22 protein-coding genes are annotated in these 24,967 nt (G+C 73.5%); 4 read left to right on the top strand and 18 right to left on the bottom strand.

Annotated elements, in window-relative coordinates; genetic code table 11:
* Window positions 1–35 precede the first annotated feature (35 nt).
* Together ACFQ9Z_RS07705 and ACFQ9Z_RS07710 are read right to left on the bottom strand one after the other, a co-directional pair.
* Complete coding sequence (locus ACFQ9Z_RS07705) at window positions 36–1,436, bottom strand: aldehyde dehydrogenase family protein (protein WP_383012406.1); 1,401 nt, start codon at window positions 1,434–1,436, stop codon at window positions 36–38.
* Window positions 1,436–2,536, bottom strand: a complete 1,101-nt coding sequence (locus ACFQ9Z_RS07710; protein WP_383012409.1) for a phenazine antibiotic biosynthesis protein — start codon at window positions 2,534–2,536, stop codon at window positions 1,436–1,438. The genes ACFQ9Z_RS07705 and ACFQ9Z_RS07710 overlap by 1 nt, the downstream gene beginning before the upstream one ends.
* Window positions 2,537–2,740: 204 nt before the next feature.
* Here ACFQ9Z_RS07710 and ACFQ9Z_RS07715 point away from each other — a divergent pair, with 204 nt between their 5' ends.
* The gene (locus ACFQ9Z_RS07715; protein ID WP_383012412.1) at window positions 2,741–3,097 is read left to right on the top strand and encodes a hypothetical protein; all 357 of its coding nucleotides are present in this window, start codon (window positions 2,741–2,743) and stop codon (window positions 3,095–3,097) included.
* A gap of 75 nt (window positions 3,098–3,172) precedes the next feature.
* On the opposite strand, the gene ACFQ9Z_RS07720 is transcribed toward ACFQ9Z_RS07715, so the two are convergent.
* The 9 genes from ACFQ9Z_RS07720 to ACFQ9Z_RS07760 all read right to left on the bottom strand — a co-directional run bounded on the left by ACFQ9Z_RS07720 (window position 3,173) and on the right by ACFQ9Z_RS07760 (window position 13,347).
* The gene (locus ACFQ9Z_RS07720; RefSeq protein WP_383012415.1) at window positions 3,173–4,558 is read right to left on the bottom strand and encodes an FAD-binding oxidoreductase; all 1,386 of its coding nucleotides are present in this window, start codon (window positions 4,556–4,558) and stop codon (window positions 3,173–3,175) included.
* A gap of 47 nt (window positions 4,559–4,605) precedes the next feature.
* Window positions 4,606–6,258, bottom strand: coding sequence for an amino acid adenylation domain-containing protein (locus ACFQ9Z_RS07725; protein WP_383012418.1), 1,653 nt, complete (start codon window positions 6,256–6,258; stop codon window positions 4,606–4,608).
* A gap of 67 nt (window positions 6,259–6,325) precedes the next feature.
* Window positions 6,326–6,973 carry a phenazine biosynthesis FMN-dependent oxidase PhzG gene (phzG, locus tag ACFQ9Z_RS07730; protein ID WP_383012421.1) on the bottom strand — a complete coding sequence of 216 codons (648 nt, stop codon included), beginning with the start codon at window positions 6,971–6,973 and terminating at the stop codon, window positions 6,326–6,328.
* A 52-nt stretch (window positions 6,974–7,025) separates the two neighbouring features.
* Window positions 7,026–7,889 (bottom strand): PhzF family phenazine biosynthesis protein, encoded by an 864-nt coding sequence (locus tag ACFQ9Z_RS07735; protein ID WP_383012424.1) that lies wholly within the window; start codon window positions 7,887–7,889, stop codon window positions 7,026–7,028.
* A 32-nt stretch (window positions 7,890–7,921) separates the two neighbouring features.
* Window positions 7,922–9,805 (bottom strand): anthranilate synthase family protein, encoded by a 1,884-nt coding sequence (locus ACFQ9Z_RS07740; protein WP_383012427.1) that lies wholly within the window; start codon window positions 9,803–9,805, stop codon window positions 7,922–7,924.
* On the bottom strand, window positions 9,802–10,425 hold the full coding sequence (locus ACFQ9Z_RS07745; RefSeq protein WP_383012431.1) for an isochorismatase family protein: 624 nt from the start codon (window positions 10,423–10,425) through the stop codon (window positions 9,802–9,804). The genes ACFQ9Z_RS07740 and ACFQ9Z_RS07745 overlap by 4 nt, the downstream gene beginning before the upstream one ends.
* Window positions 10,426–10,539: 114 nt before the next feature.
* On the bottom strand, window positions 10,540–11,715 hold the full coding sequence (locus tag ACFQ9Z_RS07750; protein ID WP_383012434.1) for a 3-deoxy-7-phosphoheptulonate synthase: 1,176 nt from the start codon (window positions 11,713–11,715) through the stop codon (window positions 10,540–10,542).
* Between the two features lie 35 nt (window positions 11,716–11,750).
* Window positions 11,751–12,239 carry a PhzA/PhzB family protein gene (locus tag ACFQ9Z_RS07755; RefSeq protein ID WP_383012437.1) on the bottom strand — a complete coding sequence of 163 codons (489 nt, stop codon included), beginning with the start codon at window positions 12,237–12,239 and terminating at the stop codon, window positions 11,751–11,753.
* Between the two features lie 355 nt (window positions 12,240–12,594).
* Window positions 12,595–13,347 (bottom strand): response regulator transcription factor, encoded by a 753-nt coding sequence (locus tag ACFQ9Z_RS07760; RefSeq protein WP_383012440.1) that lies wholly within the window; start codon window positions 13,345–13,347, stop codon window positions 12,595–12,597.
* A 580-nt stretch (window positions 13,348–13,927) separates the two neighbouring features.
* On the opposite strand from ACFQ9Z_RS07760, the gene ACFQ9Z_RS07765 reads away from it, so the two are divergent.
* The gene (locus tag ACFQ9Z_RS07765; protein ID WP_383012442.1) at window positions 13,928–14,959 is read left to right on the top strand and encodes a ketoacyl-ACP synthase III family protein; all 1,032 of its coding nucleotides are present in this window, start codon (window positions 13,928–13,930) and stop codon (window positions 14,957–14,959) included.
* A gap of 37 nt (window positions 14,960–14,996) precedes the next feature.
* Window positions 14,997–15,278, top strand: a complete 282-nt coding sequence (locus ACFQ9Z_RS07770) for a phosphopantetheine-binding protein (RefSeq protein ID WP_383012445.1) — start codon at window positions 14,997–14,999, stop codon at window positions 15,276–15,278.
* Here the strand turns inward: ACFQ9Z_RS07770 and ACFQ9Z_RS07775 are convergent.
* Together ACFQ9Z_RS07775 and ACFQ9Z_RS07780 are read right to left on the bottom strand one after the other, a co-directional pair.
* Entirely contained in the window at window positions 15,247–17,754 is a 2,508-nt protein-coding gene (locus ACFQ9Z_RS07775; protein ID WP_383012448.1) for a LuxR C-terminal-related transcriptional regulator, read from the bottom strand. The genes ACFQ9Z_RS07770 and ACFQ9Z_RS07775 overlap by 32 nt on opposite strands.
* A gap of 83 nt (window positions 17,755–17,837) precedes the next feature.
* The gene (locus ACFQ9Z_RS07780) at window positions 17,838–18,713 is read right to left on the bottom strand and encodes a class I SAM-dependent methyltransferase (protein WP_383012451.1); all 876 of its coding nucleotides are present in this window, start codon (window positions 18,711–18,713) and stop codon (window positions 17,838–17,840) included.
* A 509-nt stretch (window positions 18,714–19,222) separates the two neighbouring features.
* On the opposite strand from ACFQ9Z_RS07780, the gene ACFQ9Z_RS07785 reads away from it, so the two are divergent.
* Window positions 19,223–19,510 carry a metal-sensitive transcriptional regulator gene (locus tag ACFQ9Z_RS07785; protein WP_383012454.1) on the top strand — a complete coding sequence of 96 codons (288 nt, stop codon included), beginning with the start codon at window positions 19,223–19,225 and terminating at the stop codon, window positions 19,508–19,510.
* Window positions 19,511–19,668: 158 nt separating this feature from the next.
* Here ACFQ9Z_RS07785 and ACFQ9Z_RS07790 read toward each other — a convergent pair whose 3' ends face one another.
* From ACFQ9Z_RS07790 to ACFQ9Z_RS07810, 5 genes are read right to left on the bottom strand one after another with little or no spacing between them, the layout of a single operon-like run.
* A complete protein-coding gene (locus tag ACFQ9Z_RS07790; RefSeq protein WP_383012457.1) occupies window positions 19,669–20,829 on the bottom strand; it encodes an MFS transporter in 1,161 nt (386 codons plus the stop codon).
* Window positions 20,829–21,338 carry a GNAT family N-acetyltransferase gene (locus tag ACFQ9Z_RS07795; RefSeq protein ID WP_383012460.1) on the bottom strand — a complete coding sequence of 170 codons (510 nt, stop codon included), beginning with the start codon at window positions 21,336–21,338 and terminating at the stop codon, window positions 20,829–20,831. The genes ACFQ9Z_RS07790 and ACFQ9Z_RS07795 overlap by 1 nt, the downstream gene beginning before the upstream one ends.
* Before the next feature lies 1 nt (window position 21,339).
* The gene (locus ACFQ9Z_RS07800; RefSeq protein WP_383012463.1) at window positions 21,340–22,539 is read right to left on the bottom strand and encodes a type III PLP-dependent enzyme; all 1,200 of its coding nucleotides are present in this window, start codon (window positions 22,537–22,539) and stop codon (window positions 21,340–21,342) included.
* On the bottom strand, window positions 22,536–23,849 hold the full coding sequence (locus tag ACFQ9Z_RS07805; RefSeq protein WP_383012466.1) for a DUF6271 family protein: 1,314 nt from the start codon (window positions 23,847–23,849) through the stop codon (window positions 22,536–22,538). The genes ACFQ9Z_RS07800 and ACFQ9Z_RS07805 overlap by 4 nt, the downstream gene beginning before the upstream one ends.
* Window positions 23,846–24,880, bottom strand: coding sequence for a phytanoyl-CoA dioxygenase family protein (locus ACFQ9Z_RS07810; RefSeq protein WP_383012469.1), 1,035 nt, complete (start codon window positions 24,878–24,880; stop codon window positions 23,846–23,848). The genes ACFQ9Z_RS07805 and ACFQ9Z_RS07810 overlap by 4 nt, the downstream gene beginning before the upstream one ends.
* Window positions 24,881–24,967 lie beyond the last annotated feature (87 nt).

The raw sequence follows: 24,967 nt of genomic DNA on the forward strand, positions 1-24,967 counted from the left end.
GACGGCGTGGGCGTGCGCGTGCGGTGCTCGCGGGCTCAGACGCGGACGACGGTCTTGCTTCGCATCAGGAACTCCCCCAGGTAGCCGTCGTGCGGCAGCCCGGGGCGGTGCCAGTGGGTGGCGTGGTTTCCGATGTGCAGGTTGCTGATCGTCGGTTCGTCGATCAGCGCCTGCACGAGGTCCTCGTCCTCGGTGACGACGGTGAGGACCAGGGTGTCGCGCAGCGCCTCGACACCGTCCTCCCGGCTCCACGGCGCCACCCACACGCAGGGGAAGGGCACTTCGGCGGAGAGCTGGGGGGCGGCGGCGGAGCCGACCTGGTGGACGGCCGGGCGCAGGACGGCGCTGCCGTCACCGAGTTCGTCGACGAACCCGGTGCCGCCGAGCCAGGCGCGGGCCCCCTCGGCCCGGTCGAGCACGAACTTCTCCAGCGCCCGCGCCGCCTTGGTGTTCTGCACCGGCAGGACGGCCTTCTCGTCGAGCGGCGGCAGGCTGGGCAGCGCGGCCAGCCGCTCGGCGATCGCGCCCGCGAGCGGCGCCGGGTCGCCCTCGACCAGTACGGCGGTGGCGTTGACGCAGCCGCTGCCGGCGTGCCGGGCCGCCGAGTCGACGATCATGTCGAGGTGGTCGCGCCAGTCGGCGCCGGCGGTCAGCAGGATCTTCGAGCGGCCGGGCTGCAGCGAGAGCACCCCGGGGTCGTCGGCGTACCGCCGGATGATCTCGTCGCCGCCGTAGGCGAGGTCGGCGCCGCGCACGATGGCGTCGGCCGCCTCGTGGCCGCAGGGCAGCAGGACGACGTGGTCGGCGGCGAACCCGGCCTCCCGCAGGGCGAGGACCAGGCGGTGCGCGGTGAACGGCTCGCGGACGGCGGGGCGCACCGCGACCCGGTAGCCGGCGGCCAGCGCCTCCGGCCAGAAGCCGTGCGTGCCGGGGTGGTTGCCGGGCACGTGGACGGCCATGACCTCGCCGCGCCGCGTCCACACGGCCTGGGAGGTGCGCACCAGCGGGTCGCGCCAGTCGGCCACCGCTCCGGCGGGCCGGGCGAGCTGGACGCTGCGGTAGGCGTCCGCGACCCGGTCGGCGCAGGTCGCGGTCGCCACCCGGACGACCTCGATCGGCAGTCCGGAGACCCGGCTGACGGCCGTCTCGTACTCGCGGACCGTCAGGCCGCCCAGCGTCGCCGTGCGGAACAGCTCCGCGGCGCGGGCCAGGGCGGCCGCCCGCTCGGCTGCGGGCAGCGGCGTGGCCGCGTGCAGGGCCTTCATCGCCCGGTTGACGTAGAGCGCGGGCACGAGGCTCAGCTCGGCCATGACCGCGCCGGTCACGTCGGTGACCTCCTGGCGGCTGTGGGCGCGGTACGGGCCGGCCGGGCCCAGCGCTTCCAGTACGGGCGCCTGGGCGTCGGGCCGGTGCGGCGGCCCCGGCTCGGCGGACATCAGTAGACCCCCTCGATGACGGCCTCGTCCTCGAAGCGGGCGACCGGCGCGATGCCCGCGGCCGAGTCCCCCGTCCGGCCCTCGGGCGCCGGCACCCTGATCGCGGTGTCGCGCTCGAGGTTGTTGGGCAGCAGCAGGGCCTTGCTGACGTGGTGCATGACGACCTGGCCGCGCTCCCCGTACGCGACCGGTTCACCGGTGGCGGGGTCCACGACCTGGAAGGTGATGTACGGCGAGAAGGTGTCGAACACGCAGGGCGCGCCCGACGGGGTGCCGTGGCGCTGGCCGGCGATGCCGAGGATCATCGTGCTGCCGTAGTGCCCGTAGAGGGTGGTGCCGGGGAAGATCTCGTTCCGGTACAGCGCCTCGGTGTCGGGGTCCATCTGGGTGCCGCCCCAGCGGATGGCCTTCACCTTCCGGTTGACGAGCTCGACGAGTTCCTCGCGCTGGGCGATGCGCTCCAGCAGCGGCGGGGTGACCGTCATGACGCCGATGTCCTGGGTGCGCAGGATGAACGCGGCCTGGTCGACGACGTGTTCGGCGTACGCGTCCGCCTGGCCGCCCTTGCCCTGCGAGATCAGGCGCTTGACCCACCGCGGGTCCAGGTCGATCTGGAAGGCGTACCGGCCGTGGGTGCGGGCCGAGCGGCGGAAGATCTCGCCGACGACGTGGGGGCCGGAGGGGGTGATCCCGAGCCAGTCGACCCCGCGCGGGAAGCCGTGCACGTCGAGGTTGGCGTTGCTCCAGTCGACCAGCTTCCGCAGCCAGTCCTCCGTGCAGACCACGCGCTTGGGCGCGCCGGTGGTGCCCCCGCTCTCGAACACGCCGACGACGTCGGGGTGTTCGCCGTAGCCGCGCGGCACCAGGTCCGCGGCAGGCACGTCCCGCAGCTCGTTCGCCACGTTGGGGAAGAGGGTCAGGTCGGCATGGCCCTTGACGTCCGACAGGGGGTCGAAGTCCAGGGACTCCGCCCGCTTCAGCCAGTACGGCGAGCCGGTCTCCGGGCTGAAGTGCCACTGCATCGCCGCCCGCACCAGCTCGTCGGGGTCCGGATCCGCGTCGTGCGGCAGGTCCAGGATCGACAGATCGGTTGGCGCCACTCGTCCTCCAATGTCAGCAGCCGGCATGGCGGGGCCGGCCGGCCCGTGTCGTTCGGGTCCCGCGCCGGCCGTGACCGATGTCCCTCATTCGATCAGCGGCCCGCGGGCACCGCCTGAGTAATCGCTACTCAATTCCCCACCGAGGCACGGACTTTGCCTGAGTAGCACGCGACGAGCGGCGGCCCGCGACCCTAGACTGGCGGAATGAAGGCGATGATTGCGTGGTGGGATCTCACCGATTCAGAGCAGACCGCGGGAACTCTGCGCGATTTCGTCCGGGAGGAGGCGAAGCACTGGACGGGCATACCTGGGCTGCTTCTGAAGATATGGCTCTCGGACCCGTCGACCGGCCGGTGGGGCGCCCTGCTGCTGTGGGAGTCGGAGGAGGCCGCACGCACCGCGGTACTGCCCCGCAGCCCTGCCGGGCTCATCGGCCATCCGGTGGACTTCCGGGCCTGGTTCGACGTGGAGGCGACCGTCGAGGGCCCGCATTCCCTCGATTCCCTCGGCAATCTGGGCGCCGCCCTCGAAGGGCTCGCCGGATCGGGCCGGGAATCATAGGCACACCGAGGCGGCGCCCCGAATTCCCGGGGCGCCGCACAGCGTTGAAACAGGTTGTTCCGGAGGTTTTTCCGTTCAGTTCTCCGGCTCGATGTTCCGGTTGAAGCGGAACATGTTGGCGGGGTCGAGCCGCATTTTCAGCGCGGCCAGCCGGTGGTGGTCGGCCGGCTCCCAGAAGTCCGTGGCCGGCGCGTCCGGCGGGCCGTCCGCGCATCCTCCGTACACCAGGCTCTGGAACCGGCCGCCGACGGACTCGGAGGCGAGCGTCCCCAGCACCTTGGCGGTGGCGGCCCGCGCCTCACCGGGTCCCGCGCCCATCAGGGGCGTCAGCACGCGCAGCAGGTACCGGGCCGAGCGGTGCCCCACCGCGTTGGGCACCTCGGCCGGCCGGCCGAGCGCCCCGCCCAGGTGGCGGACGTCGAGCACGCACGGCACCGCCGCGCCCGGTCCCACCAGCTCCGTCACCTCCTCCGCCAGGTGCGCGGGGAAGGCGCGCAGCAGTACGTTGTCGCCCTGGTAGGCGTGCGGCTGCGGCGGATCGTCGTAGATCGCGCCGCACTCGGTGTAGGGCATCTCCGCGACGGTGTCCGTCAGCCGGGGGCCGAGCGCGCGCAGCGGGGCGAGCAGCCGCTCGCCGGCGCGGGAGTCGCCGGTGTACGCGACGCGCACGTGGGCGGCGAACCGGCCGCGCAGCGCGGCCGGGAAGAAGGGCAGGTCGGGGTAGGCGATCAGCGACACCGAGGACGTCAGCTCCTCGGGGAGCGTCCCGGTCCAGCCCAGGTAGCCGGCGAGCAGGCCCGGGGTGCGGGCGAGGTCGAAGACCAGCTCTCCCCCGTACAGCCGGCTGACCCGGACGAGGCCGATCTCCATGCCGGTGACCGCGCCGAAGTTGGCGCCGGCGCCGCGCAGCGCCCAGAACAGCTCGGGGTCGCTGTCCGCGGTGACGCGCCGCGGCCGGGCGTCGGCGGTGACCAGGTCGATGGACCTGACGTGGTCGGCCGCGTAGCCGAACTGCCGGGCCAGCAGCCCCAGTCCGCCGCCCAGGACGTATCCGGCCGCTCCCACGCCGGGCGCCGAGCCGTTGAGCGGGGCCAGGCCGTGGCGGGCCGCGGCGTCGATGACGGCGGCGAAGCGCGCGCCCGCACCGATCCGTGCCGTGCGGGCCGCGGCGTCGACCGAGACCCGGTTGAGCCCGGCGGTGCCGATGAGCACGCCCCCGTCCGTGGCGACGGAGAGGCCGTGCCCGGTCGCCTGGACCGCCACCGGCAGGTCCCGCTCGGCCGCGTACTCCACGGCGGCCGTCACGTCCTCGGCGACGGCGGCCCGGACGAGCACCCGGGGCCGGTGCCGGTAGGCCGTCTGGAATCCCCCGCAGCGGGCGGCGAATCCGTCGTCGTCCGGCAGCAGCACCTCACCGCGCACGCGGTCTCGCAGGGCTGCGGTCGCGGCAGCGTCGTTCATCCGCGGCGTTCCTCTCTGATCGGACTCATAGGCGTCGGACGGCCCGCTCACAGCAGGACGGGCTCCAGTTCCCCGGACTCGACCAGGCGGCGCAGCGCCTTGCGGTCGACCTTCCCGTTGTCGTTCAGCGGGAAGGAGTCCAGCAGGTGGTAGGTGAGGGGGATCATGTACGAGGGCAGCGTCCGGCGCAGTTCCCCGTCCACGTCGCAGACGTCGATGCCGTCGCCCGCCAGGATGCCGGCCAGCACCGTCACGCCCTCCTCGTCCCCCGGGACGGCGACGACGACGGCCTGGTCGATGCGCTCCTGGCGGAGCAGGTGCGCCTCCACCTCGCCCGTCTCGATGCGGTGGCCCAGGATCTTCACCTGGGTGTCCAGCCGGCCCACGTAGCCGTACTCGCCGCTGTCCAGCCGGCGCACCAGGTCACCGGTGCGGTACCAGCGGTGGTCGGGGCCGAACGCGGACGGGACGACGTGGAAGGCGGCCCCGGTCTGCTCGGGCGCGTTCAGGTAGCCCTCGAAGACCTGGCGCCCGGTGAGGCAGAGTTCACCGGTCTCGCCGTGCGGCACGGGACTGCCGTCCTCGGCGAGCACGGCGGCGGCCATGCCCGGGTAGGGGGCGCCGATCGGGACGATTCCGTTGACCACGCCGGCCGGCGAGGTCCGCGGGTCCCAGCGGTGCACCAGGCAGGCGATGGTCGCCTCGGTCGGCCCGTACAGGTTCTCCACCACGGATCCGGGCGCCGCCTCCTGCCAGGCCCGGGCGGTGGCCGCCGGCAGCGCCTCCCCGCAGAACAGGCTCCACCGCAGCGACGGCAGGCTCCCCGGCTCCAGCGCGCCGCGCCGGTGCTGGAGCACGGCCACCGACGGCACCGAGAACCAGACGGTGATGTCGTTGTCGCGTACGAAGTCCAGCGGGGTCATCAGGTCGTAGCCGTCCATCGGCACCAGGCACCCGCCGCTTCCCCAGGCCATGAAGAGGTCGAACACCGACAGGTCGAAGGTCTGGTCGAAGGTGTTGGTGAACCGGTCGCGCTCGGTGAAGCGGTAGCGATCGGTGTTGGCGGACAGGAACGCGGCCACGTTGGCGTGCGAGATGGGCACGCCCTTGGGCCGGCCCGTGGTGCCGGACGTGAAGAGCAGGTACGCCCCGTCCTCGGGGGCCACGGCCACCGGACCGGCGGGCCGGACCGGGTCCGCCAGGTCGGCGCGGGTGAGGGTCCGGACCCCCGCTGGGAGCGTGCCGGGCGCCTCGTCGCTGTCCGGCAGCACCACGAGGGGGGGCTTGGCCAGGCCGTCCAGGAGCGGGCCGAGACGCGCGTGGGAGCCGGCGTCGGCCAGCACCGCGCCGGCCTCCGCGCGCTCCAGGATGTCCCTGTTGCGGGCGACCGGGTACTTCTTGTTCAGCGGGACCACGGTCGCCCCGGCGTACAGCGCGGCCAGGAAGCCCGCGTAGGTGACGATGCTGCGGTGGCCGAGAACGGCCACGCGTTGCGGCCGCGCCGCGGGCCGCGTGAGCGCACCGGCCCACAGCCGGGCGATGCCGTCCAGTTCCCGGTAGGTCCAGGTCCGCCCGTGCAGGGACAGCGCGGGGTTGTCCGGCACGCGCTGGACCGAGGCCAGAAATCCGGAGTGGAGCAGGGGGGCGGCTGACTGCATGGTGTACTCGCGTTCCGCTTCGACGGGTTCGATGGGGTCCATGGGTTGGGCGGGCCGGTGGGTCCGGCGGGTCCGGCGGGTGGTGACGGCGCGTCGGTGCCGGGCCGGCTCAGGGCTGCAGGCGCGTGGAGCGCCAGCCGTCGCCGTCCCGGTCGTAACGCAGCCTCTCGTGCAGCCGGTCGGCCCCGTCGGCCCAGAACTCGACGCTCTCGAAGCGCAGTTCGTAGCCGGCGAAGCCCGCCGGGCGGGGCAGCGGCGCGCCGCTCGCCCCCAGGTCGAGGGCCCGCCGGCGCAGCGCCTCGACCTCGCCGGGTCCGCCGATCGGCTCGCTCTGCCGGGAGGCGGTCGTCATGGCGTGGGTGAACACCGGGCGGGCGTGCCAGAGGGCGTCGGCCCGCTCGTCGGACAGCTTCGCCACGGGTCCGTCGACGACGATCTGCCGGCTGGTCTCGCGCCAGTACAGGACGCCCGACGCCCATGGGTTGACCGCCAGTTCGCGGCCTTTGCGGCTGCCCGCGTGCGTGATGAACACGAGCCCGCCGTCCGTCACCTCGTTGATCACCACGATGCGGGTCGAGGGCCGGCCGGCCGCGTCCGCGGTGGCCAGCGCCAGCGCCCGCGGCTCGCGGACCCGGTGGTGGACCGCGCCGGCGAGCCACGCCCGGAGCAGTCCCACGGGCTCGGCGGGCGGTTCGGCGTACTCGGGGAACGGGACCTCGACGGTCCCGGTCATGCTTTCCGACCTGGTGCTGTTCATGCGTCCTTCCGGAGTGCGGGTGCCACGGGGGGACGGGCCGCGCGCGGGCGCGTCACAGGTGCAGCGCCCCTTCGAGCGCGACGACTCCGTCACCGCCGACCTCGACCCGGGTGACCTGCTCGCCGCTGCCCTCGGCCAGGGCGTGCATGGGCGAGGGCCGGCCCATCTCCACGCCCTGGGTGATGACGATGCGCCGGCCGTACTCGATCAGGCCGTGCCGGGCCAGGTGGATCGCGATGGGCCCGGCCGCGGAGCCCGTGGCCGCGTCCTCGACGACGCCGTACGCGGGTGAGAACATCCGGCTGCGCCACCGCGTGCCGGAACCGGCGAAGCAGTTGGCCGCCATGTCCTCGAACGCGCCCAGCGCACGGTGGTCGGGACGCAGCGCGGACAGCTCCTCGACGCTGTTCAGCCCGACCAGGACGTGCCGGGGGCCGTTGCGGTAGATCTCCACCGGCAGCGCGGTGTCCCGCACCCCGAGGGCGGCCAGCAGTTCCTCGCACCGGTCGAAGGGCTCCCAGTCCGGTACGGGCTGCTGCATCCAGGCGGAGGTGACCGTGCCGTCCGTGCGGACCAGCTCGAAGGGGATGACGCCCCTGGCCGTCTCCAGCTTGAGCTGGTCCAGCGGGCCCCGGTTGCCGATCGCGACGGCGGTGCCGAGGAGCGGGTGCCCGGCGAAGGGCAGCTCGTTGACCGGGGTGAAGATCCGCACCCGCGCGTCGCCGCCCTGTTCGGGAGCGAGCACGAAGGTGGTCTCGGAAAGGTTCATCTCCCGGGCGACGGCCTGCATCTGAGTTTCCGTCAGGTCGTCGGCGTCGAAGTAGACGGCGACGGGGTTGCCTTTCAGTACCTCGGTCGCGAAGGCGTCGACGACCACGTAGGGGTGCATGGGGATCTCCCGCTGTTCTTCCGTCATGGGGTGAGTCATCGGCAGCCTGGGGGCCGCCGTCATGGAGCGAGGACGTCCTGGAGGGCGCCGGCCAGGATGCGCGGGCCGTTCTGGGTGAGCACGGACTCGGCGTGGAACTGCATGGACATGAAGTGCGGGCCGCGCAGCCCGTACACCTCTCCCGCGGCCGGGTCCCGGCTGGCCTCGACCACGCCGACGCCCTCGACCGCTCGCTTGTCGTCGCCGCTCACGACGGCGAAGGCGTTGTAGAAGCCCACCCGCTCGGCGGCCCCGAAGTAGTCGATCTCCCGCTGCAGCCCTTGGTTGGGGGCGGGCAGCCGGGCCACGTCCAGGCCGAGCGCGAGGCCGAGCACCTGGTGGCTCAGGCACACCGCGAGGAAGGGCCGGCGTTCGGCGAGCAGGGTGCGCACGGCGGCGTGCAGGTGGCCGATGCGGGGGTGGGCGGTGTCCCGGGGGTCGCCGGGACCGGGGCCCATGACGACGAGGTCGTGGTCCCCGAAGGCGTACTCCTCGTCGAACCGGCGTACCGCGACGTGCAGGCCCAGGGCGCGCAGCTGGCCGGCGATCATGGAGGTGAAGGTGTCCTCCGCGTCGACGACCAGGACCCGCCGGCCGGCGAGGGCCGGGTGGTCCACCGGTCCGCCGTGTCCGCCGTCCAGCCAGAACCCGGCGATGGAGTCGTTGCGCCGTTCCAGGGCGCCGCGTACCTCCGGGTGGTCGGCGAAGCCGCGGGTCCCGCCGGATTCGAGCGCGCTCACCAGGGCGGCCGCCTTGGCCCGGGTCTCGGCGGCCTCGCGGGCGGGGTCGGAGTGCCGCACCAGGGTGGCGCCGACGCCGATCTCCACCCGGCCGGTCGCGTCGATGTCCGCGGTGCGGATGAGGATGGCGGAGTCCATGGCCCGGCCGCCGTCCTCGTCGCGCCCGATGAGGGCCGCGACGCCGCTGTAGTAGCCGCGCCGCGTGGGCTCGTACGCGTCGATGATCCGGCAGGCGCTCTCCAGCGGGGAGCCGGTCACGGTCGGGGCGAACATGGTCTCGCGCAGGATGTCCCGCACGTCGTGCGCGGTGCGGCCCTCGATGAAGTACTCGGTGTGCGCGAGGCGGGCCATCTCCTTGAGGTACGGCCCCCTGACCCGGCCGCCCTCCTCGCAGATCCGGGCCATCATCTTGAGTTCCTCGTCGACGACCATGTACAGCTCGTCGGCCTCCTTGCGGTCGGCGAGGAAGTCCATGACGCCCGGCAGGGTGGGGCCGGACGGCGGGTAGCGGTAGGTGCCGCTGATCGGGTTCATCACGGCCGTGCCGGCGTCGAGGCTGACGTGCCGCTCGGGCGAGGCGCCGACCAGTGTCCGCTCCCCCGTGTGGATCAGGAACGTCCAGTAGGCGCCGACCTCGCGCTGCAGGAGCCGGGCGAAGAACGACAGGGCGCTGCCGTGCCCGTAGCCGGTGATGGTGGCGACGAAGGACCGTTTGACGACGAAGTTGGCGCCCTCGCCCGCGCCGATCACCTCGTCGACGACGCTGCGGACCAGCCGCTGGTAGGTCTCGTCGTCCACGTCGAAGTGTGCGTCGGCCAGTCCGGTCGGCACCTGCGGGATGCGGCGCAGGGCGTCCGCCAGGGGGACGCGTTCCTGCCCGGTCACGCTGAGCGCGACGAGGGGCGAGCCGTCGTCGGCCGCCACGAAGCCGCGCTCGGCGATCTGGCGGTACGGCACCACCGCGAGGACCTCGTGGCGTGCTCCGGCCGGGCGGTCCGCGGTGTCCGGCAGCGGGATCTCCGCGAGCGTCGCGGGTGTGCTGACGTCGCCGGCCAGCACGTCGAGGGTGCCGGGGCCGCCCGCTTCCGGCCGGTGCAGCAGGGCGAAGGCGCCGGCGCGGCCCGCCAGCACCCGGTCCAGCAGGTCCCCGGTCGTCGCGGTCATGCGAAGACCTCCTTGGCCGTGACGACCATCGCGCAGCGCCCAGCGGCGTACTCCAGCGCCATGCGGTGCCGGCTCTCGTCGAAGTCGGCGACGGCGTCGGCGACGAGGAACGGCTGGATGTCGTTGGTGAAGGCGTCGACCGCCGTCATCAGCACGCCGATGTGGGCGTAGACGCCGCACAGGACGAGCTGGTCGCGGCCGGCCTCGCGCATCCGCCGCAGGAGCGGGGAGTTGTGGAAGGCGCTGTAGCGCCACTTCGTCAGCCGCCAGTCGCCCTCCCGGGGCGCCAGGTCGTCGGTGACGCCGCGGTCCTCGGTGTCCCGCCGCATGCCGGCGCCCCAGAAGTCGGCCAGCAGACCGCGCTCCTGCCGGGTCATGCTGCCGGGCTGCGCGGTGTACGCCACGGGGACGCCGAGGGCGGCGGCGCGGTCGCGCAGCGCCGTGGCGTTGCTGACCAGCGGGCCGCGGACGCTGTCCGGGAAGGGCGCCAGGAAGAAGTGCTGCATGTCGTGCACGAGCAGCACGGCACGGTCGGCGTCAGCGGTCCACTGGGCGGTATTGGCGGGCAGGGCGTCCGCCGTCGGCAACACATAGGGCTCGATGGGAGGGATCCCGACCATTTCTGCCTTCCAATGTCCGGCTTGACTCGGAGAGAGCGGGGGTGCGACGCGTGCGTGGTCCGTGGTCTGTGACGCGCCGTGGTCCGTGGTCCTTGACGCGTCCGTGGTCCGTGGTCAAACGCTCCAGGCGGACACGACGGAGACGGCCTGCCGCGCGTTGAGCCGCGGATCGCAGAACGTCGTGTACTTGTCGCCGACGTGGTCGAGGTCGGCCCGGCAGGAGACGCACTCGGTCACGTCGGCGGGGGTGGTCTCCAGGTGCAGTCCGCCGCCCACGCCGCCGGCGCCGGTGACGGCCTCCTGGAAGCGCCGGACCTCTTCGACGACGGTCTCGACATGGCGGGTCTTGTTGCCGTCCGGCGCCGTGACGGTGTTCCCGTGCATGGGATCGGTGAGCCAGACGACCGGGTGGCCGGCCTCGCGCACCGCCTCGACCAGCCGGGGCAGCCGCTCCAGGACCCGGCCCGCGCCCATCCGGGAGATGAGCGTGAGCCGTCCGGGGGCGCGGTCGGGGTCGAGGCGTTCGCACAGCGCCGCCAGCTCGGCGGGGTCCATGGAGGGGCCCACCTTGCAGGCCACGGGGTTGCTCACCGAGGCGAGCAGCGCCACGTGCGCTCCGTCGAGCTGGCGGGTGCGCTCACCGATCCAGGGCCAGTGCGTGGAACCGAGGAACAGCCTGCCGTCCTCGGCGGTGCGCACCAGGGGGAGCTCGTAGTCGAGCAGCAGTGCCTCGTGGCTGGTCCACACCGACGGCCCGAGGGGGTCGTGCGGCGCCACCGGCCGCTGCCAGCCCAGGTGCTTCATGATCTCGTCGGCCGCCATGTGGCAGGTGAGCATGCGCAGCGGGTCGGCGCGCCTGGCCTCGGGGTCCGGTTCCGGCCCGTTGACCATGTGGCCCCGGAAGACGGGCAGCAGCGTGGCGCCCACCGTCTCCGCCGCGCTGGAGCGGGGCTTGGCGAACTGGCCCGCGATGCGGCCGGCCCGGATCACGGGCTTGAGCGCGTTCATGCGCAGTGTTCCGGCGAGCAGGTCGAGCAGCGCCGCCTTGCGGGAGACGTCGGCCGCCGAGCACTCGGTGGGGTCCTCGGCGCAGTCGCCGGCCTGGATCACCAGGGCCTCGCCGGCCGCGACCTGGGCCAGCGCCGCACGCAGCGCCCGGAGGTCGTGGGCGCGTACGAGCGCCGGTCCGGCCGCGAGCATGTCCCCCACCCGCCCGGCCTGGTCCTGGTCGGGCCACTCGGGCTGCTGCAGTGCCTTTCGGATGCGGATGTCACGCACGACTTCGTCCATGGGATCCTCCTCTGCGGCGGCGCGACGACGGCCGGTCAGGTGGGTATGCCGGCGCGCTTGATCTCAGGGACGGGGATGCCGAGGGAACGGAGCTGCTCGAACGGGTTCATGAACTCCCGCTGCAGCTTGATCAGGCCGTTCTCCAGCTCGAACGAGTGCAGGAAGTGGTTCTCGTACCAGCCCTCGGGGTAGTCCGCGAAGCGGATCTTGCCGCGGCCGTCGCATTCCACCCAGAAACGGCCCGGGTCCTGGGTGGAGAAGATCTGGACGTTGTACCACTCCCAGTCCGGGAAGGTCTTCAGCGACCACACCGCGTGCTCGCCGAGCCGGTCCCGGCCGCGGATGGCGATCGGGGCGCCGGTGTCCGTGGTCCAGAGGCCGCCGACGCCGTCCTCCGTGAAGAGCAGGTGGCGCTCCAGGCGGGCCGGCCCGAGGGCGGCCATGTACTTCTCCACCGTCGCGCGGTTGAGGGCGCGCAGTTCGGCTTCGTCGGTGCCGGCGTTGCTCTGGGCGGATTCAGCCATGGAAGAACTCCAAAGGGGTGCGCTGACTGTCGGTTTCCCGAGGGAGAGGGGGCGAAGGCGCCGCGGCCGGTCGACCGGTACGGGGAGGGGCACGGGTGGGGCTCGCTGACGCGCCACTGATACTGCCGGGTGGCCCGGACGCGTTCAAGGAACGGACACTCAACTCGGCGTCAGAGTCAGTGCACGTTCCTCAGGCCGCTTGCGGTCTTCGTCAGAGGAGTGTCAACTCGCCTGTCTTACACAGCAGTTGGTGCCGCGGCCGGAGACGCGAAGCGGCCCCCGGGGACCGTGTCCCCGGGGGCCGCTTCGAAGGGCGGGTACGGCCGCGGTGGCCGCCGTGCGGAGGTGACGAACTTCAGACGCAGCCGAGCTGGAAGCCGACCCCGCGGACGTTGCGGATCCACTCGCTGCTCCCGAGCTTTCCCCGCAGGCTGCTGATGTGCGTGTCGATGGTGCGCCTGGACCAGACGTCGCCCCAGACGGTCTGCATGATCGTCTTCCGCGAGACCACGGTGTCGGGCTGGACCGCCAGCAGGTACAGGAGGTCGAACTCCTTGCGGGTTACGTCGATCAGCCGGCCGTGCAGGCGCACCCGGCGGGCGGACGCGTCGATGCACAGGGGGCCCCGGACGATCACCGAGGGATCGGCCGCCGAGATCCGGACGCGGCGCATGACGGCTTCCATCCGGGCCAGCAGCTCCTGGAAGCCGTAGGGCTTGACGACGTAGTCGTCGGCGCCCGCCTGCAGTCCGAGCACCCGGTCCAGCTCCGTGCCCCGGGCGGTCACGGCGATGACCGCCGTGTCCCCGGCGGCGCGGATCTGCCGGCACACCTCCAGCCCGTCCAGATCGGGCAGTTCCAGGTCCAGCAGGACCAGGTCGGCGTCGCCGTAGGCGTCGAGGGCGGCGATCCCGCCGGACACCCGGTCCACGTGGTGCCCGTGCCGTCCGAGTCTCCTCGTCAGGGGCTCGGCGTCCGCGTCGTCGTGCTCCACCACGAGGACGCGCCAGACGGCCGGCGCACCGCGGGTCTGCTGCCGGGAGCCCGGCGCTTCCGCGGTGACCGGCGGCGAGTGGTGGCGGCTCATCAGGTCAGAACGGGCGGCCACGATCCCCCCTTCCGGCGGTCCGCGCAGCGGGCCGGGCGCCCCTGGGCGCGTGCGCGCGCGACGTTCTCACCGGATCCCCGCAGGGCTGCGGAAATACGCGCGCGTCTGGTCGACCGAATGCCAAACACATACTCTCCCCCGTACCGCGAACCGGAATTGGGCAGGCCTTGAATTCCGGGCGAAGCCTTCTCCGTCGGACCCTGGCCCGGGCCCGCTCGAGTCGCCTCCCCGGCAAGGCGGTGAGGGAACCTCGACTCCGCGGCCATCTTACACAGCCAAAGCTGACGACCCGTCAAATCAACGCCTCGGTGCTTAAGCGCGGATAAAGCCGGTGCCGGCGACGGTGGATTCACCGGCGCGGTACGGCCGAGCCCGGCGGAAGTGGCGCGAAATCGCCGTCCGATTTCTTGCGCCGTACCGGGATCGCCGGTCCCCCGGCTGCGTAGGCCCCGGCCGGCCGCCCCGGAACTGAGTAGCGGCTACTCAGGCGCCGGGCCGCCGACCGTGGTCGTCTTGGGGCGGCGCGGCCCGCCTCGGGCCGCGTCGCATCCGCATCGGTGCGCGTCGGAAGGGAACCACGATGAAGTTCGATGACGTCTACCTGTCGGGCCTCGGCACGTTCGTGCCCGGGCTGGTCACGACGGAGCAGGCCGTGGAGTCCGGCTGGTACGGCGCGGACGTCCGCGAGGCTTCGCAGCTCGAGTCCGTCGCGGTCTCCGATTCGCTGTCCGCCCCCGAAATGGCCGTGCTGGCCGCCAAGGAGGCAATTCAGCGGTCGGATCACGCACCCGAGGATTTCGGCGCGCTGTTCCACAGCTCCGCCTACCACCAGGGCCCCGACGGCTGGTCCCCGGCGCACTACATTCTCAACAACACCCTGAACACGCCGATCACGGCTCTGGAAGTCAAACAGGGCTGCCAGGGAATGCTTTCCTCGCTCGCCATTTCCGCGCACCGGCTCGCCTGCGACTCACGCAGGCCGGCGGTTCTCCTCACCGCGGCGGACAATTACTCCACTCCGCTGGTCGACCGCTGGACCACGTCGCGCCTTTCCGTCTTCGGCGACGGCGCGGCGGCCGCGGTGGTCTCGCGCACCGGCGGCATCGCCAGGCTGCTGTCCGTCGGGACGTACTCCGCCCCCGGGATGGAGGCGCTGCACCGCGGCAGCGAGCCGATCTTCCCGCCGGCGGTGACCGTCGGAAGGGAACTGGACTACGAGGCCCGGGTCAGGTTCTGGATGGAGGAGTGGGCCAAGGGCAACACCCCTCCCATGGAGCACCCGGGCGAGGTGCTGCAGAAGGCGCTCGACGAGGCCCTGGAGGACGCCGGCGTCACGGCCGCCGACATCAAGCGGGTCTGCCACCCGAGCGCCACCATCGACGCGCTGCGCGACCAGTTCCTCGACCCGATCGGCTTCACCGTCGACAGCGGGATCTGGGAGCACACCAGCAAGGTCGGCCACATCAGCGCCGCCGACGTCTTCATCGGCCTGGAGCACCTGTGGAGCACGCGTCAGGTCGGGCCGGGCGACAAGGTGATGCTCTTCACCGGGAGCCCCGGCTTCGAGGCCGGGGTGGCGATCCTGGAGATCGTCGCCGAAGCCTCCGAGTGACCCGCGACATCAGGCCGGAAAGGACGATCCCATCACCATGACCGACAGCAGCGACCGGACCGATGCCACCGCCCCGACCGCCCTCACCGGAGAGGAACTGCGCGAGGCGCTGGCCGAACTGATCGGCGTCAGCCCGTCCGAGGTGGAGGACGACGCCAACCTCATCCAACTGGGTCTGGAGTCCCTGCAGATGATGCGGCTGGTCACCAAGTGGCGCCGCGCGGGGCTCGACGTGGCCTTCGGCGATCTGACCGGCACCCCGACGTTCGCCGCCTGGAACGAGCGGATCACGCGGGAACTGGCCAGGTCCGGCGGGTGACCGGCACGGGCCCGATGCCCAGGGCGGGAGCGAGCTGCGTGCGGGCGGTGACGCCGAGCTTGCCGTACGCGCGGTAGAGGTGGTTCTCCACGGTGCGCACGGACAGCACGAGCCGGTCGGCGATCTCCTGGTTGGAGAACCGGCGGGCCGCGAGGGTCACCACCTCCCGCTCCCGGGCGGTCAGTCCGTTCCGGCCGCCCGTCTCCCGGCAGTCCGCGGGCACCGCCCACGCCGGCGGCTCGGCACCGCACCGGTCGGCGAGCCGGGCGGCGGCGGCCTGTGCCGCCCGGGCCCCGCGGCGGTTGCCGGACGCCTGGTGGACGTGGGCCGCCTGCGCGGCGGCCTCCGCGGCCAGCGGCAGCAGCCCCAGACCGTCGAATCGCCGGGCGGCCTCGTCGAGGGCGTCCCCGTCGAACCCGGCGAGCGCCGACACGTGATCGAGCAGCACCTGGCCGGCGCCCGGCGCACCGGGGCCCGCGGTGGCCCACAGCCCGGCGGCCCCGGACGCCCCGCCCGCCCGGGCGGCGAGGTGCAGCGCGGCGAGCGCCTGGGCCCGCCGGCCTGCGGACAGCGCGCGCTCCGCGACGCCGAGCGCCTGGCCGGCCGCCGCCGCACGGTCGCCGAGGCACGCCGTCACCAGCGCCGCCTCCAGCTCCACGGCGTCCGCCATCATCGGGTACGCGCACTCCTCCCGCTGTGCCTCCCGGGCCTCGGCGAGCAGCGTGGCGGCCTCGGCGGCGTCTCCCGCCTCGGCCACCGCCCCGGCGAGCCGGGCCAGGCGCAGGGAGCGCGTGCTGAGCCAGTCGGCGGTCCCGCCGTAGGCGGCAGCCTGCCGCAGCGGCTCGACCGCCTCGGCCGCACGGCCCTCGGCACGCAGCAGGCGCGCCGCGAGGAGACGGGCGTACGTGCCGGCGCGCGGGCCGCCGCCGGCGGCGTGCTCACGCAGTTCCTCCAGCACCGCCGCGGCCTCGGCCGGCCCCCTGGCCCACGCGGTGACGCAGCCGCTGACGTAGAGGTGTTCCAGGCGCGCCCGCCCGCTGTGCCCGGCCAGGGCCGGCCGGGCGGCCGCCAGCACGGCCAGGGCGCCCTCGTCGTCGCCCGACTCGTGCCGGAGCAGGGCGAGCAGCGGCTCGGCCCCCACCGCCGACGCGGCCAGCCGCCGTGCCTCGCCGATCCGGTCCTTGAGCAGCCGCACCGTGGCCCGTGCCGCCCGGTCGGTCTCGGCGACCGCTTCCGCCTCGGCGAGCCGGCCCAGGCCGAGGGCCATGTTCAGGGCCCGCGACCGTGCCACCGCGGCGGACCGCGGGGCCCGCGCGAAGCAGGCCTCCGCCTCCACGTGCCGGGCCTGGCCCGCCAGTGCCTCACCGAGCACGAGCGCCGCGCCCGCGTCCGCCCCGGCGGTCAGGGCCGCGCGGCTCAGCCGCTCCGCGAGCGGGTGGTCCCCGCCGCGCAGCGCGTCGGCGGCGGCCGCGCGCAGTCCGGCGGGCTCGGGCGGCGTGCCGCCGCCCAGGGCGAGCCGGGCCAGGCGGGCGGCGTCGTGGCGCCGGCGGGCCCCGGTGCCCCGGATCGCGTCGGCGACCTCCTGCCGGAGCCGGCGGGCCGTCAGCTCGGGCAGGGTGGCCACGACGACGGCCGCGCACAGGGGGTGCGCGAGCCTCAGCGAGAGCCGATGCCGGGAGCGCTCGGCGACGAGGACGCCACGGCGGTCCAGCGCCTCCGCCGCCTCCCCCAGCTTCTCGACCACGGGCAGCCCGGCCTCCAGCGGCCCGGCGAGCGACAGCAGGTTCACCAGCTCGCGCTCGTCCGCGTCCAGGTCGCCGAGGAGCAGGCCGGCCAGGTCGGTCAGCCGGCTGTCGGGCTCGCCCAGCAGGCCGGGCCAGTGCCAGCGGCCGCGGACCTGGCGCAGGGTGCCCGCGGCCAGGGCCTGGTCGGCGAGTTCGCGCAGGACGAGCGCGTTCCCTCGGGTCAGTTCCCAGAAGCGCTCCGCGGTGTCCGCGGCCACCGGGCCGCCGAGCCGGGCGCCGAGCACGCGCGCGGCGCCCGAGCGGTCGAGAGCGCCGACGGCGAGCCGCCGCAGGCGCTTGTCGACGAGCAGCCGGCGCAGCGCGTTCGGCAGCGGGGCGCCGGGCTGGGCGGTGGCCAGCAGCAGCGCCTGGCCGCTGTGCGCCAGCCGGCACACCAGCGCCAGCGTGACCGGGTCGACCAGGTGCACGTCGTCGACCGCCACCACGACCGGGCGGCGCGCGGTCCGCGGCTGCGCGCCGCCGTTCAGGTGGTCGCGTACGTCCTCCGCGCGCACCACCCGGGCGCCGCCGCGCCCGGCCCGTTCCAGCGCGGCGTCCAGGAGGGTGGTCTTGCCCACTCCCTGCTCGCCGACCAGCAGCGCGCCCGTCCCGGCGGCCGTCCATTCCTCGATCTCCGCGAGTTCCGCCTCCCTCGCGGTGACCGGCCAGTCGTATTCGCCCCCTGCTGCCACTTCTCCCCCATCACGGACCGCGGACGTCGCGCTCTGGATCGAGCGTCACGGACAGATGTCGCGCATCACCGCCAAGGCCGGTCTCAGGCTTTCGGAGTGCTCGCCCGCATGTAGACGATCGGCACCGGCACGGTGATGATCCCGTTCTCGTCCCGCAGGGTGTCCAGTCGCCGGGAAACCTCGGCGACGACCTGCCGGCGCTCATTCTCCTCGATGCGCTCCCACATTCCGCGCATTCCCGTGGTGTAGGTGAATTCGACCCACTGCTCGCCCGACTTCACGACGACCGGCAGTTCCTCCTCCACCACCTCGACGTCGACGAATCCGGCGTCGGTGAGGGTCTTCTCGATCGACTCCGCCGAGATGAGCCAGTTCGCGCCGGCGTTGGCGAACTGCGAGTCGTAGGCGCCGCTCTGCTTCAGCGACTGCAGCATGTAGGGCATCAGCAGCTCGTTGACGATCTCCGGGAAGAGCGCCCACTTGCCGCGCGCGGTGGAGAAGAACGACGGCGCGGCCGTCGCGAACCGGCCGCCGGGGCGCAGCAGCTCGAAGTAGGGGCGCACGTCGTCGGGACCCTTGACCCAGATGAAGAGGCTGCAGCTGCCGATCACCGCGTCGAACCTGCCCGCCTCGAACTCGGGCCGCTGTCCGTTCATGACCTGCAGTGCGACGTGCTCCAGTCCGTGCTCGGCCACGTCCGCCCGCGCGTACCTGACCATCTCCTCGGAGATGTCGACGCCGATCACCTCGCCACTCGCGCCGACGGCGGCGGCGGCCGGGAAGAGGGCGGCCCCGCGGCCGGCGCCGACGTCGAGCACCGAGGCACCGGCGGGAATTCCGGAGAACTCGACGAGGCGCCGGCCTATGGGGCGGAAGAATTCCACCCCGCTCTGGTCATAGGCTTTCGCCGTCTTGTTGAAGAGGTTATACATTTCTTCGGTGTTCTCCACGGTTCCCATGCGAGTCTCCAAAGTTCATGGGCCGGCACCAGGGCCACCCGCCGCATTTTCCGGGCAATATCAACACGATTTCGGCCACCTGTCCAATACAAAGCCATACTCCCGGCCATCAGGAACCGTTATGACACCGCACCCATTTCCGGAATCAATAACTCCGGCCGGCGGTGCGGGCGAAGCGCCCGGGTCCGGTTCCCGCCGCCGAGCAGGCGGGCACGCTCACTGAGCGGTCGGCTTGTTCACCTGGGGCGACAGGTTCGGACGGTGCGGCGTCACGGAACCGTGGACGCCGGACTCGGCCTCTACGGACTGCGCAAGGACGGCACCCCGGTTCCCCGTCGAGATCAGCCGGGGCAAGACGACCTGGTCCAGCCTGGAGCTCCGCGGCCGGCCTCCGCTCGGGCGGCCCGCCGGGATGACCGGGGCGGCCGTCGCCGTTGTGTCCGTACGTGGTCGACGGCGTCCGGAAACGGGACGTACAGTACCCCGAGGGGTATTTTCGAGGAGTGATCGTGGAACTGGATCTCGCTGGTGCGGAGCTCAAGGCCGTGCTGAACCGTCTGCGCCGCGCGCAGGGCCAGATCTCGGGCGTGATCCGGATGATCGAGGAGGGCCGGGACTGCGAAGAGGTCGTCACCCAGCTCGCCGCCGCGTCCCGGGCCCTTGACCGGGCCGGTTTCGCGATCATCGCCACCGGCCTGCAGCAGTGCATCACGGACATGGAGGCGGGGCGCAAGGACGGCGAGGACCCCGAGCAGATGCGGGCCCGGCTGGAGAAGCTCTTCCTGTCGCTGGCCTGAGCGCCGCAGGCCGGGAACCTGACGCAGGACGCCGGAGGTTCAGTGGGTCGCCGCCTGTGCGCCTGCCCGGTGCCCGGCGCCGGGACGGGGCCCGCGGACGACCGCGTCGCGCCCCCCGTCACCGGAGAGCCGACGGACCCTCCGCTCCTGCCCGTGGCCTAGGCCGCGGGCGCGCCGGCCCGGTCGCGCCACGGGATCCAGGTGGCCGACAGGGTGACGATCAGGGCCGACGCCGCGACCGTGGCCATGCCGAGGGTCAGCCCGGCCGCGCCCGCGACGAAGCCGATCAGCGCGGGCCCGGCCAGCAGGCCGGTCGTGCCCATCGCGGCGACCAGGGACAGCGCGTTCGGGCCCTGTCCGGCGGCGGCCACGTACACGCACGGGGTGACCGCGGCCGCGCCCAGGCCCACGCAGGCGAAGCCGAGCAGGGTGGGCACGATCCCGCCGGCCGGCAGCGCGAGGGCCAGGCCGAGGCCGGCCACGGCGCTGCCGGTGCGCACCACGCGGGCGTCGCCCCAGCGGTCGCGCCAGCGGTCCGCGCGCACCCGGGCCAGCAGCATCATGGCCGAGACGACGGCGATGCCCAGCGGGGCCACGGCGGGCGAGGCGCGGACGACGTCCTTCAGGTAGAGCGTGGACCAGTCGTTCATGGCGCCCTCGGTGATGGTGCCGAACGCCATCGCGCAGCCCATGAGCAACGTCTTCCCGGACGGTGAGGCGAGGCGGGCCCGCTTCTTCGGGGGCTCGGGACCGGGGTCGGTGTGCGGCGGCAGCCCGCGGCGCGCGGCGGCGAGCAGCAGGAGCAGCAGCGCCGCCGCCACCGCGAAGTGGGCCGGGACGGACGGGGTGAGGGCGGTGACGCCGCAGGCCAGGAGCGCGGCGGCGAGCAGGCCCGCGCTGAAGGTGGCGTGGAGCTGGGACATGGCGGTGCGGCCGTGGGCCGCCTCCAGGGCCGCGCCCTGCGCGTTCATCGCGACGTTCAGGCAGCCGACGGCGACACCGTCGGCGCAGACGACCAGCAGGGCCAGCGGGTAGTCCGGCACCACCGACAGGGCGGCCAGCAGCGCCGTGAGCGCCAGCGCGGAGGCGAGGGACAGGCGCCGGGAGCCGAGCCTGCGCATCAGGTGGGCGACCAGCGGGAAGGAGGCCGCCGCGCCCACGCCGCAGGCCATCAGCAGCAGCCCCACCTCGCCGGCGCCCAGCTCCAGCCGCGCCTTGAGCGCGGGAAGCCGGGCGGCCCAGGTGGCGTACTGCAGGCCGAGGAAGCAGAACAGTGCGGCGATGGACCACTTGGCGCGGCGGAATCCGGAGTTCTCCATCAGCCGGCCCTCCGGTGCGCGGCGGCCGCCACCGGCGCGGACATGTAGACCGCGTCGCCGCCGTAGCCGGCGGGCAGCCGTGCCTCGTGGTGCGGCCGGTAGCCGTTGGCCCGCCAGAAGGCCTCCTTGCCGGCGACCGCGATCAGCGAGACGGTGCGGTAGCCGCGCGCGCCCGCCGCGTGGGTCAGGTGGCGCACCAGACGGCTGCCCAGTCCCCTGCGGCGCAGGGGCGCGCCGATCACGAGGTCGTGCAGGTGGAGGTTGGGCGACCGGTGGGCGGTCCGCTCCGGCCGGGTCAGGTCCGGGTAGCTGAACATCGGGTAGGGCAGGGCCAGTACGTAGCCCGCGACCCGGCCGTCGAGGTCGAGCACGAAGCTGGTGCCGGCCGAGGCGCGCGAGCGCAGGCCGGCCTCGCCCTCGGTGAGCGGGGTGCCGGCGTACGCGCCGGCCTCCAGGGCGGCGACCTGGGGCCAGTCGGCCTCGGTGATGCCCCGTATCACGTCTGTCATGTCAGTGTTGTCCTTCCGGGCCGCGCTGTCCTTCCGGGCCGCGCGTGCAGACGCACGGCAGCGGGTGGATGCCGTTGAAGCCCCGGGTGCTGTAACTGGTGGCGTAGGCGCCGGCGGACAGGATCCAGACCGGGTCGCCGGAGGCGGCGTCGCGGGGGACGTGCGCGGGATGCCGGCCGCCGCCGTAGGCGTCGTCGCTGTCGCAGGTGGGGCCCGCGACGACGGCGGGCACGCGGTCCCCGTCCGGGTGGGTGGGGAAGAGCAGCCGGTGGCTCACCTGGTCCATCTCGTACAGGCCGTTGAAGCGGCCCACGCTGAGGTACAGCCAGCGGGACCGGCTGCCGTCCGGCTGGGTCCGTTCGGTCAGGCGGTACACGTGCGCGCGGACGGCGCCGTGGTCGGCGACGAGGTGCCGTCCGGGTTCCATGACGAGGGCGAGCGGGCCGGCGGTGAGACCGCGCAGGCGCTCCATGCCCTCGCGGATCACGGTCAGGATCTTGTCCAGGGGCGGGTCGAGCGGGCGGCCGTGCCGGTCGAGGTAGCCGAGCGCGGGCAGGCCGCCGCCGAGGTTGACGTGGTCCGGCGCGATCCCCAGCCGGTCCAGCGCCACGAGCGCCTCGGCGAGCAGGTCGACGGCCTGCTGCCAGGCCTCGCCGGTCATCTGCTGGGAGCCGACGTGCACCGAGAGGCCGGCCGGGGTGAGGCCGCGGGCGCGGGCGGTGGCGAGGATGCGCACGGCGTCACCGGCGGAGCAGCCGAACTTGCGGTTCAGGCCCCACAGGGCGCCGTCGCCGCTGGTGGCCAGACGGCAGAACACCGCCGCTCCGGGGGCGTGTTCGGCGATGGCCGTGACGTCCTGGAGGCTGTCGGTGGCGAAGGCGCGGACGCCGAGCCGGTGGGCTTCGGCGATGTCCGCGTCGGACTTGACGGTGTTGCCGTAGTGCACGCGGTCGGCGGGGACCCCGGTGCGCAGGGCCTGGCGGATCTCGGCGGGGCTCGCCGCGTCGAAGCCGGCGCCCCGGTCGGCCAGGCACCGCAGGACCTCATCGACGGGGCAGGCCTTCAGGGCGAAGCGGATCCGGACGCCGGGCAGTTCGGCGCGCAGCCGGTCGAGCTGGCCCTCGATGCCGGGCAGGTCGTAGACGATGCGGTCGGCCGGGGCGCCGGCCAGTGCGGCGGCCAGCCGCGGTCCGGGTGTCACGGCGTCCCGCTTCCGGGTGGCGTGCCGCGTGCCGCGTCGACCAGCGCGGGCCAGGCCTCGGTGAGCCGGGCGAAGTCCTCGACGTCCCGGCGGGCGCGGTCCAGCAGTTCCTCGCGCCGGGGTGCGAGCCGCTCGGCGAACTCCTCGTAGCGTCCGCCGAGTTTGCGGTATGCGGTGTCGATCCGGTCCAGGCGCCACACGTTCTCGGCGCGGTCCAGGCCGGTGCTCTCGCGCAGGAACTCCACGACCGGTTCGGCCCGTACGTGCTGCCGGCCGTCCAGGAGGCCGGCGCCCGCCGCGGCCATGCGGTCGTAGGCGTGGTGGAAGTACAGCATCGACAGCAGGAACTTCACGAAGCGGGTCTGGTAGGCGAGGAAGCCCGCGTCGGTGCGGCGTTCGGGGGTGTGGAAGTTCTCGATGTGCCGGTTGTGCAGGACGCCGGGGAGCGTGGCGTCGTGGACCAGGTGGAGGAGGAAGTAGTCGCTGCCGATGGTGTCGGTGGCCGGGGGCAGCGGGATCCGCTCGTAGACGTCGTGGTGGAGGGCGACGTTGCACATGTCCACCCGCATCGGGTCCACCAGGGTCAGCGTGGAGCGGTCCTCGGTGAAGGGGGTGGTGCCCGCTCCGGTGAAGGACTCCTCCACCAGCCGGCGCCTGTCCTCGGGGGAGCAGCCGGCGGGCGCCCACAGGCTGACGACGTCGTGGTAGATCCCCTCGTCGAGGCGGCGTATCCCGCTCACGTCGACGGAGAGTTCGCCGATGAAGGAGGCTCCGGCCAGGGACACCGGGCGGCCGGCGAGGTCCGGGGCGAGGTCGGTGACGGTGACGTGGGCCGAGGCGTCGGCGGCCCGCAGGCCGAGCGGGACCAGCTCGTGGTGGACGGGGAAGACCTTCCGCCCGTGCCGGAGCTGGTAGGTGCTGTCGGAGTCCCTGCGGTGCACCGACCGGCAGCCGAGGGCGGCGGCCAGCAGGAAGGCGCGGTCGGTGCAGGAGCCGTAGGAGACGCCGGCGGGGAGCAGGAGGTCGAGCACGCCGTCGGGGTCGGGCAGGCCGGCGCGCCGGATCGCGCGGCGCAGGAAGCCGGCCTGCGCGTCCTCGCCCAGGTGGTGCACGGTGACACCGGCGGCCGGCGGGAGCTGCGCGACCACGCGGGCGTGTGCGGCGCGGGTGCGGTCGTCGCAGGAGTCGAGGATCAGCAACTGGACGTCGGCGCCGAAGTGCGTGGCCGCGTAGGCCGCTTCCTCGTGGACGGCGCGGATGGTGGCGGGGCAGGCCCGGTTGGTGGGCAGGCAGAGGCAGACGCGGTTCACGGTGCCCCCTCGGTGCCGGACCAGGAGTCCAGGCCGAGCAGTCTGCGCCCGAGCGCGTCGAGTTCGGCAGGACCGTAGCGCAGGGCCTCGGGCCGGCGGGCGTCGCCGAGCAGTGTCGGGTTCCAGTCGGGGGTGCTGAGCGTGCGCCAGGACTCCACGCGGGAGCGCCGCAGCTCGCTGTGCTCCTCGAGGGCGGGCATCATCGACAGGTACTGGACGGCCCGCAGGCCCCGTTCGGAGCGGTTGGGCGCCACTCCGTGCGCCAGCAGCCCGTTGAAGATGAGCAGGTCGCCGGCCTGGAGGTCGGGGCGGACCACGGGGAACTCGGCGCGGTCGGCGGCCGGGCGTACCGGGTCGCGGCCGGGCGGCTGGGCGAGGCGCCATTCCTCGAAGCGCCGGAACAGCTCCGGGGCGCACTGGAAGCCGCCGAGTTCGGGGCGGGTGTCGGTGAGCGCGATGATGCCCTGGACCCGCTGCGGCAGTACGGCGAGGGTGGTGTCGACGTCCCAGTGCAGCTCGATGTCGAAGCCCTCCTCGGTGGGTTCGATCAGGGAGCGGGAACGGGTGCGGACGTTGGGCGGGTTGAGGTTGAGCCGGTCGAGGGTGACCCACAGCTCCTCGCAGTCCCAGACGTCCACGAAGGCGTCGTGGACGCGCCGGGTCTGGCGGCTGTCCCAGATGAGCTGGTGGTGGTAGGCCTCGACGAAGCCGTAGATGTACAGGTGCCGGTCGAGTTCGGAGCGGAACTCCGGTTCCTCGTACCAGGTCTCGGGGCGGTCCGGGTCGAGGCCCTGGAAGTCGAGGGCGAGGTCGAGCAGGCCCTTGGCCTCGCCGGGGGTGATGGCCTCCCGGACGACGACGTAGCCGTAGGTCTGCCAGAAGGCGAAGTCCTCCTCGGACAGCACCCTCAGGGGCCGGGACTTCTCCAGGTCGCGCAGCGGGACCGGGGCGAGATAGGTCTCGCCGTCCGCGCTGAAGTAGGGGCGGCCGGAGGCCGCCCGGTGGAGGTAGGGGGTGGTGGGCTGGTGCATGCCGTCACTCCGTGGTGATCGAACAGAAGCGCCCTCCCAAGCTGGACTAGACCAATTGAGGGTGTCAACGACTACCGGCCGGTACTC

Source organism: Streptomyces sp. NPDC056580 (genome assembly GCF_042793175.1).
Classification (GTDB): Bacteria; Actinomycetota; Actinomycetes; order Streptomycetales; family Streptomycetaceae; genus Streptomyces.

Excerpts from the sequence above, each read along its gene's own strand:
- phzG (WP_383012421.1), bottom strand. The coding sequence starts at position 6,973 with ATGAACAGCACCAGGTCGGAAAGCATGACCGGGACCGTCGAGGTCCCG.
- ACFQ9Z_RS07745 (WP_383012431.1), bottom strand. The coding sequence starts at position 10,425 with ATGGTCGGGATCCCTCCCATCGAGCCCTATGTGTTGCCGACGGCGGAC.
- ACFQ9Z_RS07765 (WP_383012442.1), top strand. The coding sequence starts at position 13,928 with ATGAAGTTCGATGACGTCTACCTGTCGGGCCTCGGCACGTTCGTGCCC.
- ACFQ9Z_RS07780 (WP_383012451.1), bottom strand. The coding sequence starts at position 18,713 with ATGGGAACCGTGGAGAACACCGAAGAAATGTATAACCTCTTCAACAAG.
- ACFQ9Z_RS07750 (WP_383012434.1), bottom strand. The coding sequence starts at position 11,715 with ATGGACGAAGTCGTGCGTGACATCCGCATCCGAAAGGCACTGCAGCAG.
- ACFQ9Z_RS07810 (WP_383012469.1), bottom strand. The coding sequence starts at position 24,880 with ATGCACCAGCCCACCACCCCCTACCTCCACCGGGCGGCCTCCGGCCGC.
- ACFQ9Z_RS07740 (WP_383012427.1), bottom strand. The coding sequence starts at position 9,805 with ATGACCGCGACGACCGGGGACCTGCTGGACCGGGTGCTGGCGGGCCGC.
- ACFQ9Z_RS07735 (WP_383012424.1), bottom strand. The coding sequence starts at position 7,889 with ATGACGGAAGAACAGCGGGAGATCCCCATGCACCCCTACGTGGTCGTC.
- ACFQ9Z_RS07755 (WP_383012437.1), bottom strand. The coding sequence starts at position 12,239 with ATGGCTGAATCCGCCCAGAGCAACGCCGGCACCGACGAAGCCGAACTG.
- ACFQ9Z_RS07715 (WP_383012412.1), top strand. The coding sequence starts at position 2,741 with ATGAAGGCGATGATTGCGTGGTGGGATCTCACCGATTCAGAGCAGACC.
- ACFQ9Z_RS07795 (WP_383012460.1), bottom strand. The coding sequence starts at position 21,338 with ATGACAGACGTGATACGGGGCATCACCGAGGCCGACTGGCCCCAGGTC.
- ACFQ9Z_RS07790 (WP_383012457.1), bottom strand. The coding sequence starts at position 20,829 with ATGGAGAACTCCGGATTCCGCCGCGCCAAGTGGTCCATCGCCGCACTG.
- ACFQ9Z_RS07720 (WP_383012415.1), bottom strand. The coding sequence starts at position 4,558 with ATGAACGACGCTGCCGCGACCGCAGCCCTGCGAGACCGCGTGCGCGGT.
- ACFQ9Z_RS07725 (WP_383012418.1), bottom strand. The coding sequence starts at position 6,258 with ATGGACCCCATCGAACCCGTCGAAGCGGAACGCGAGTACACCATGCAG.
- ACFQ9Z_RS07705 (WP_383012406.1), bottom strand. The coding sequence starts at position 1,436 with ATGTCCGCCGAGCCGGGGCCGCCGCACCGGCCCGACGCCCAGGCGCCC.
- ACFQ9Z_RS07770 (WP_383012445.1), top strand. The coding sequence starts at position 14,997 with ATGACCGACAGCAGCGACCGGACCGATGCCACCGCCCCGACCGCCCTC.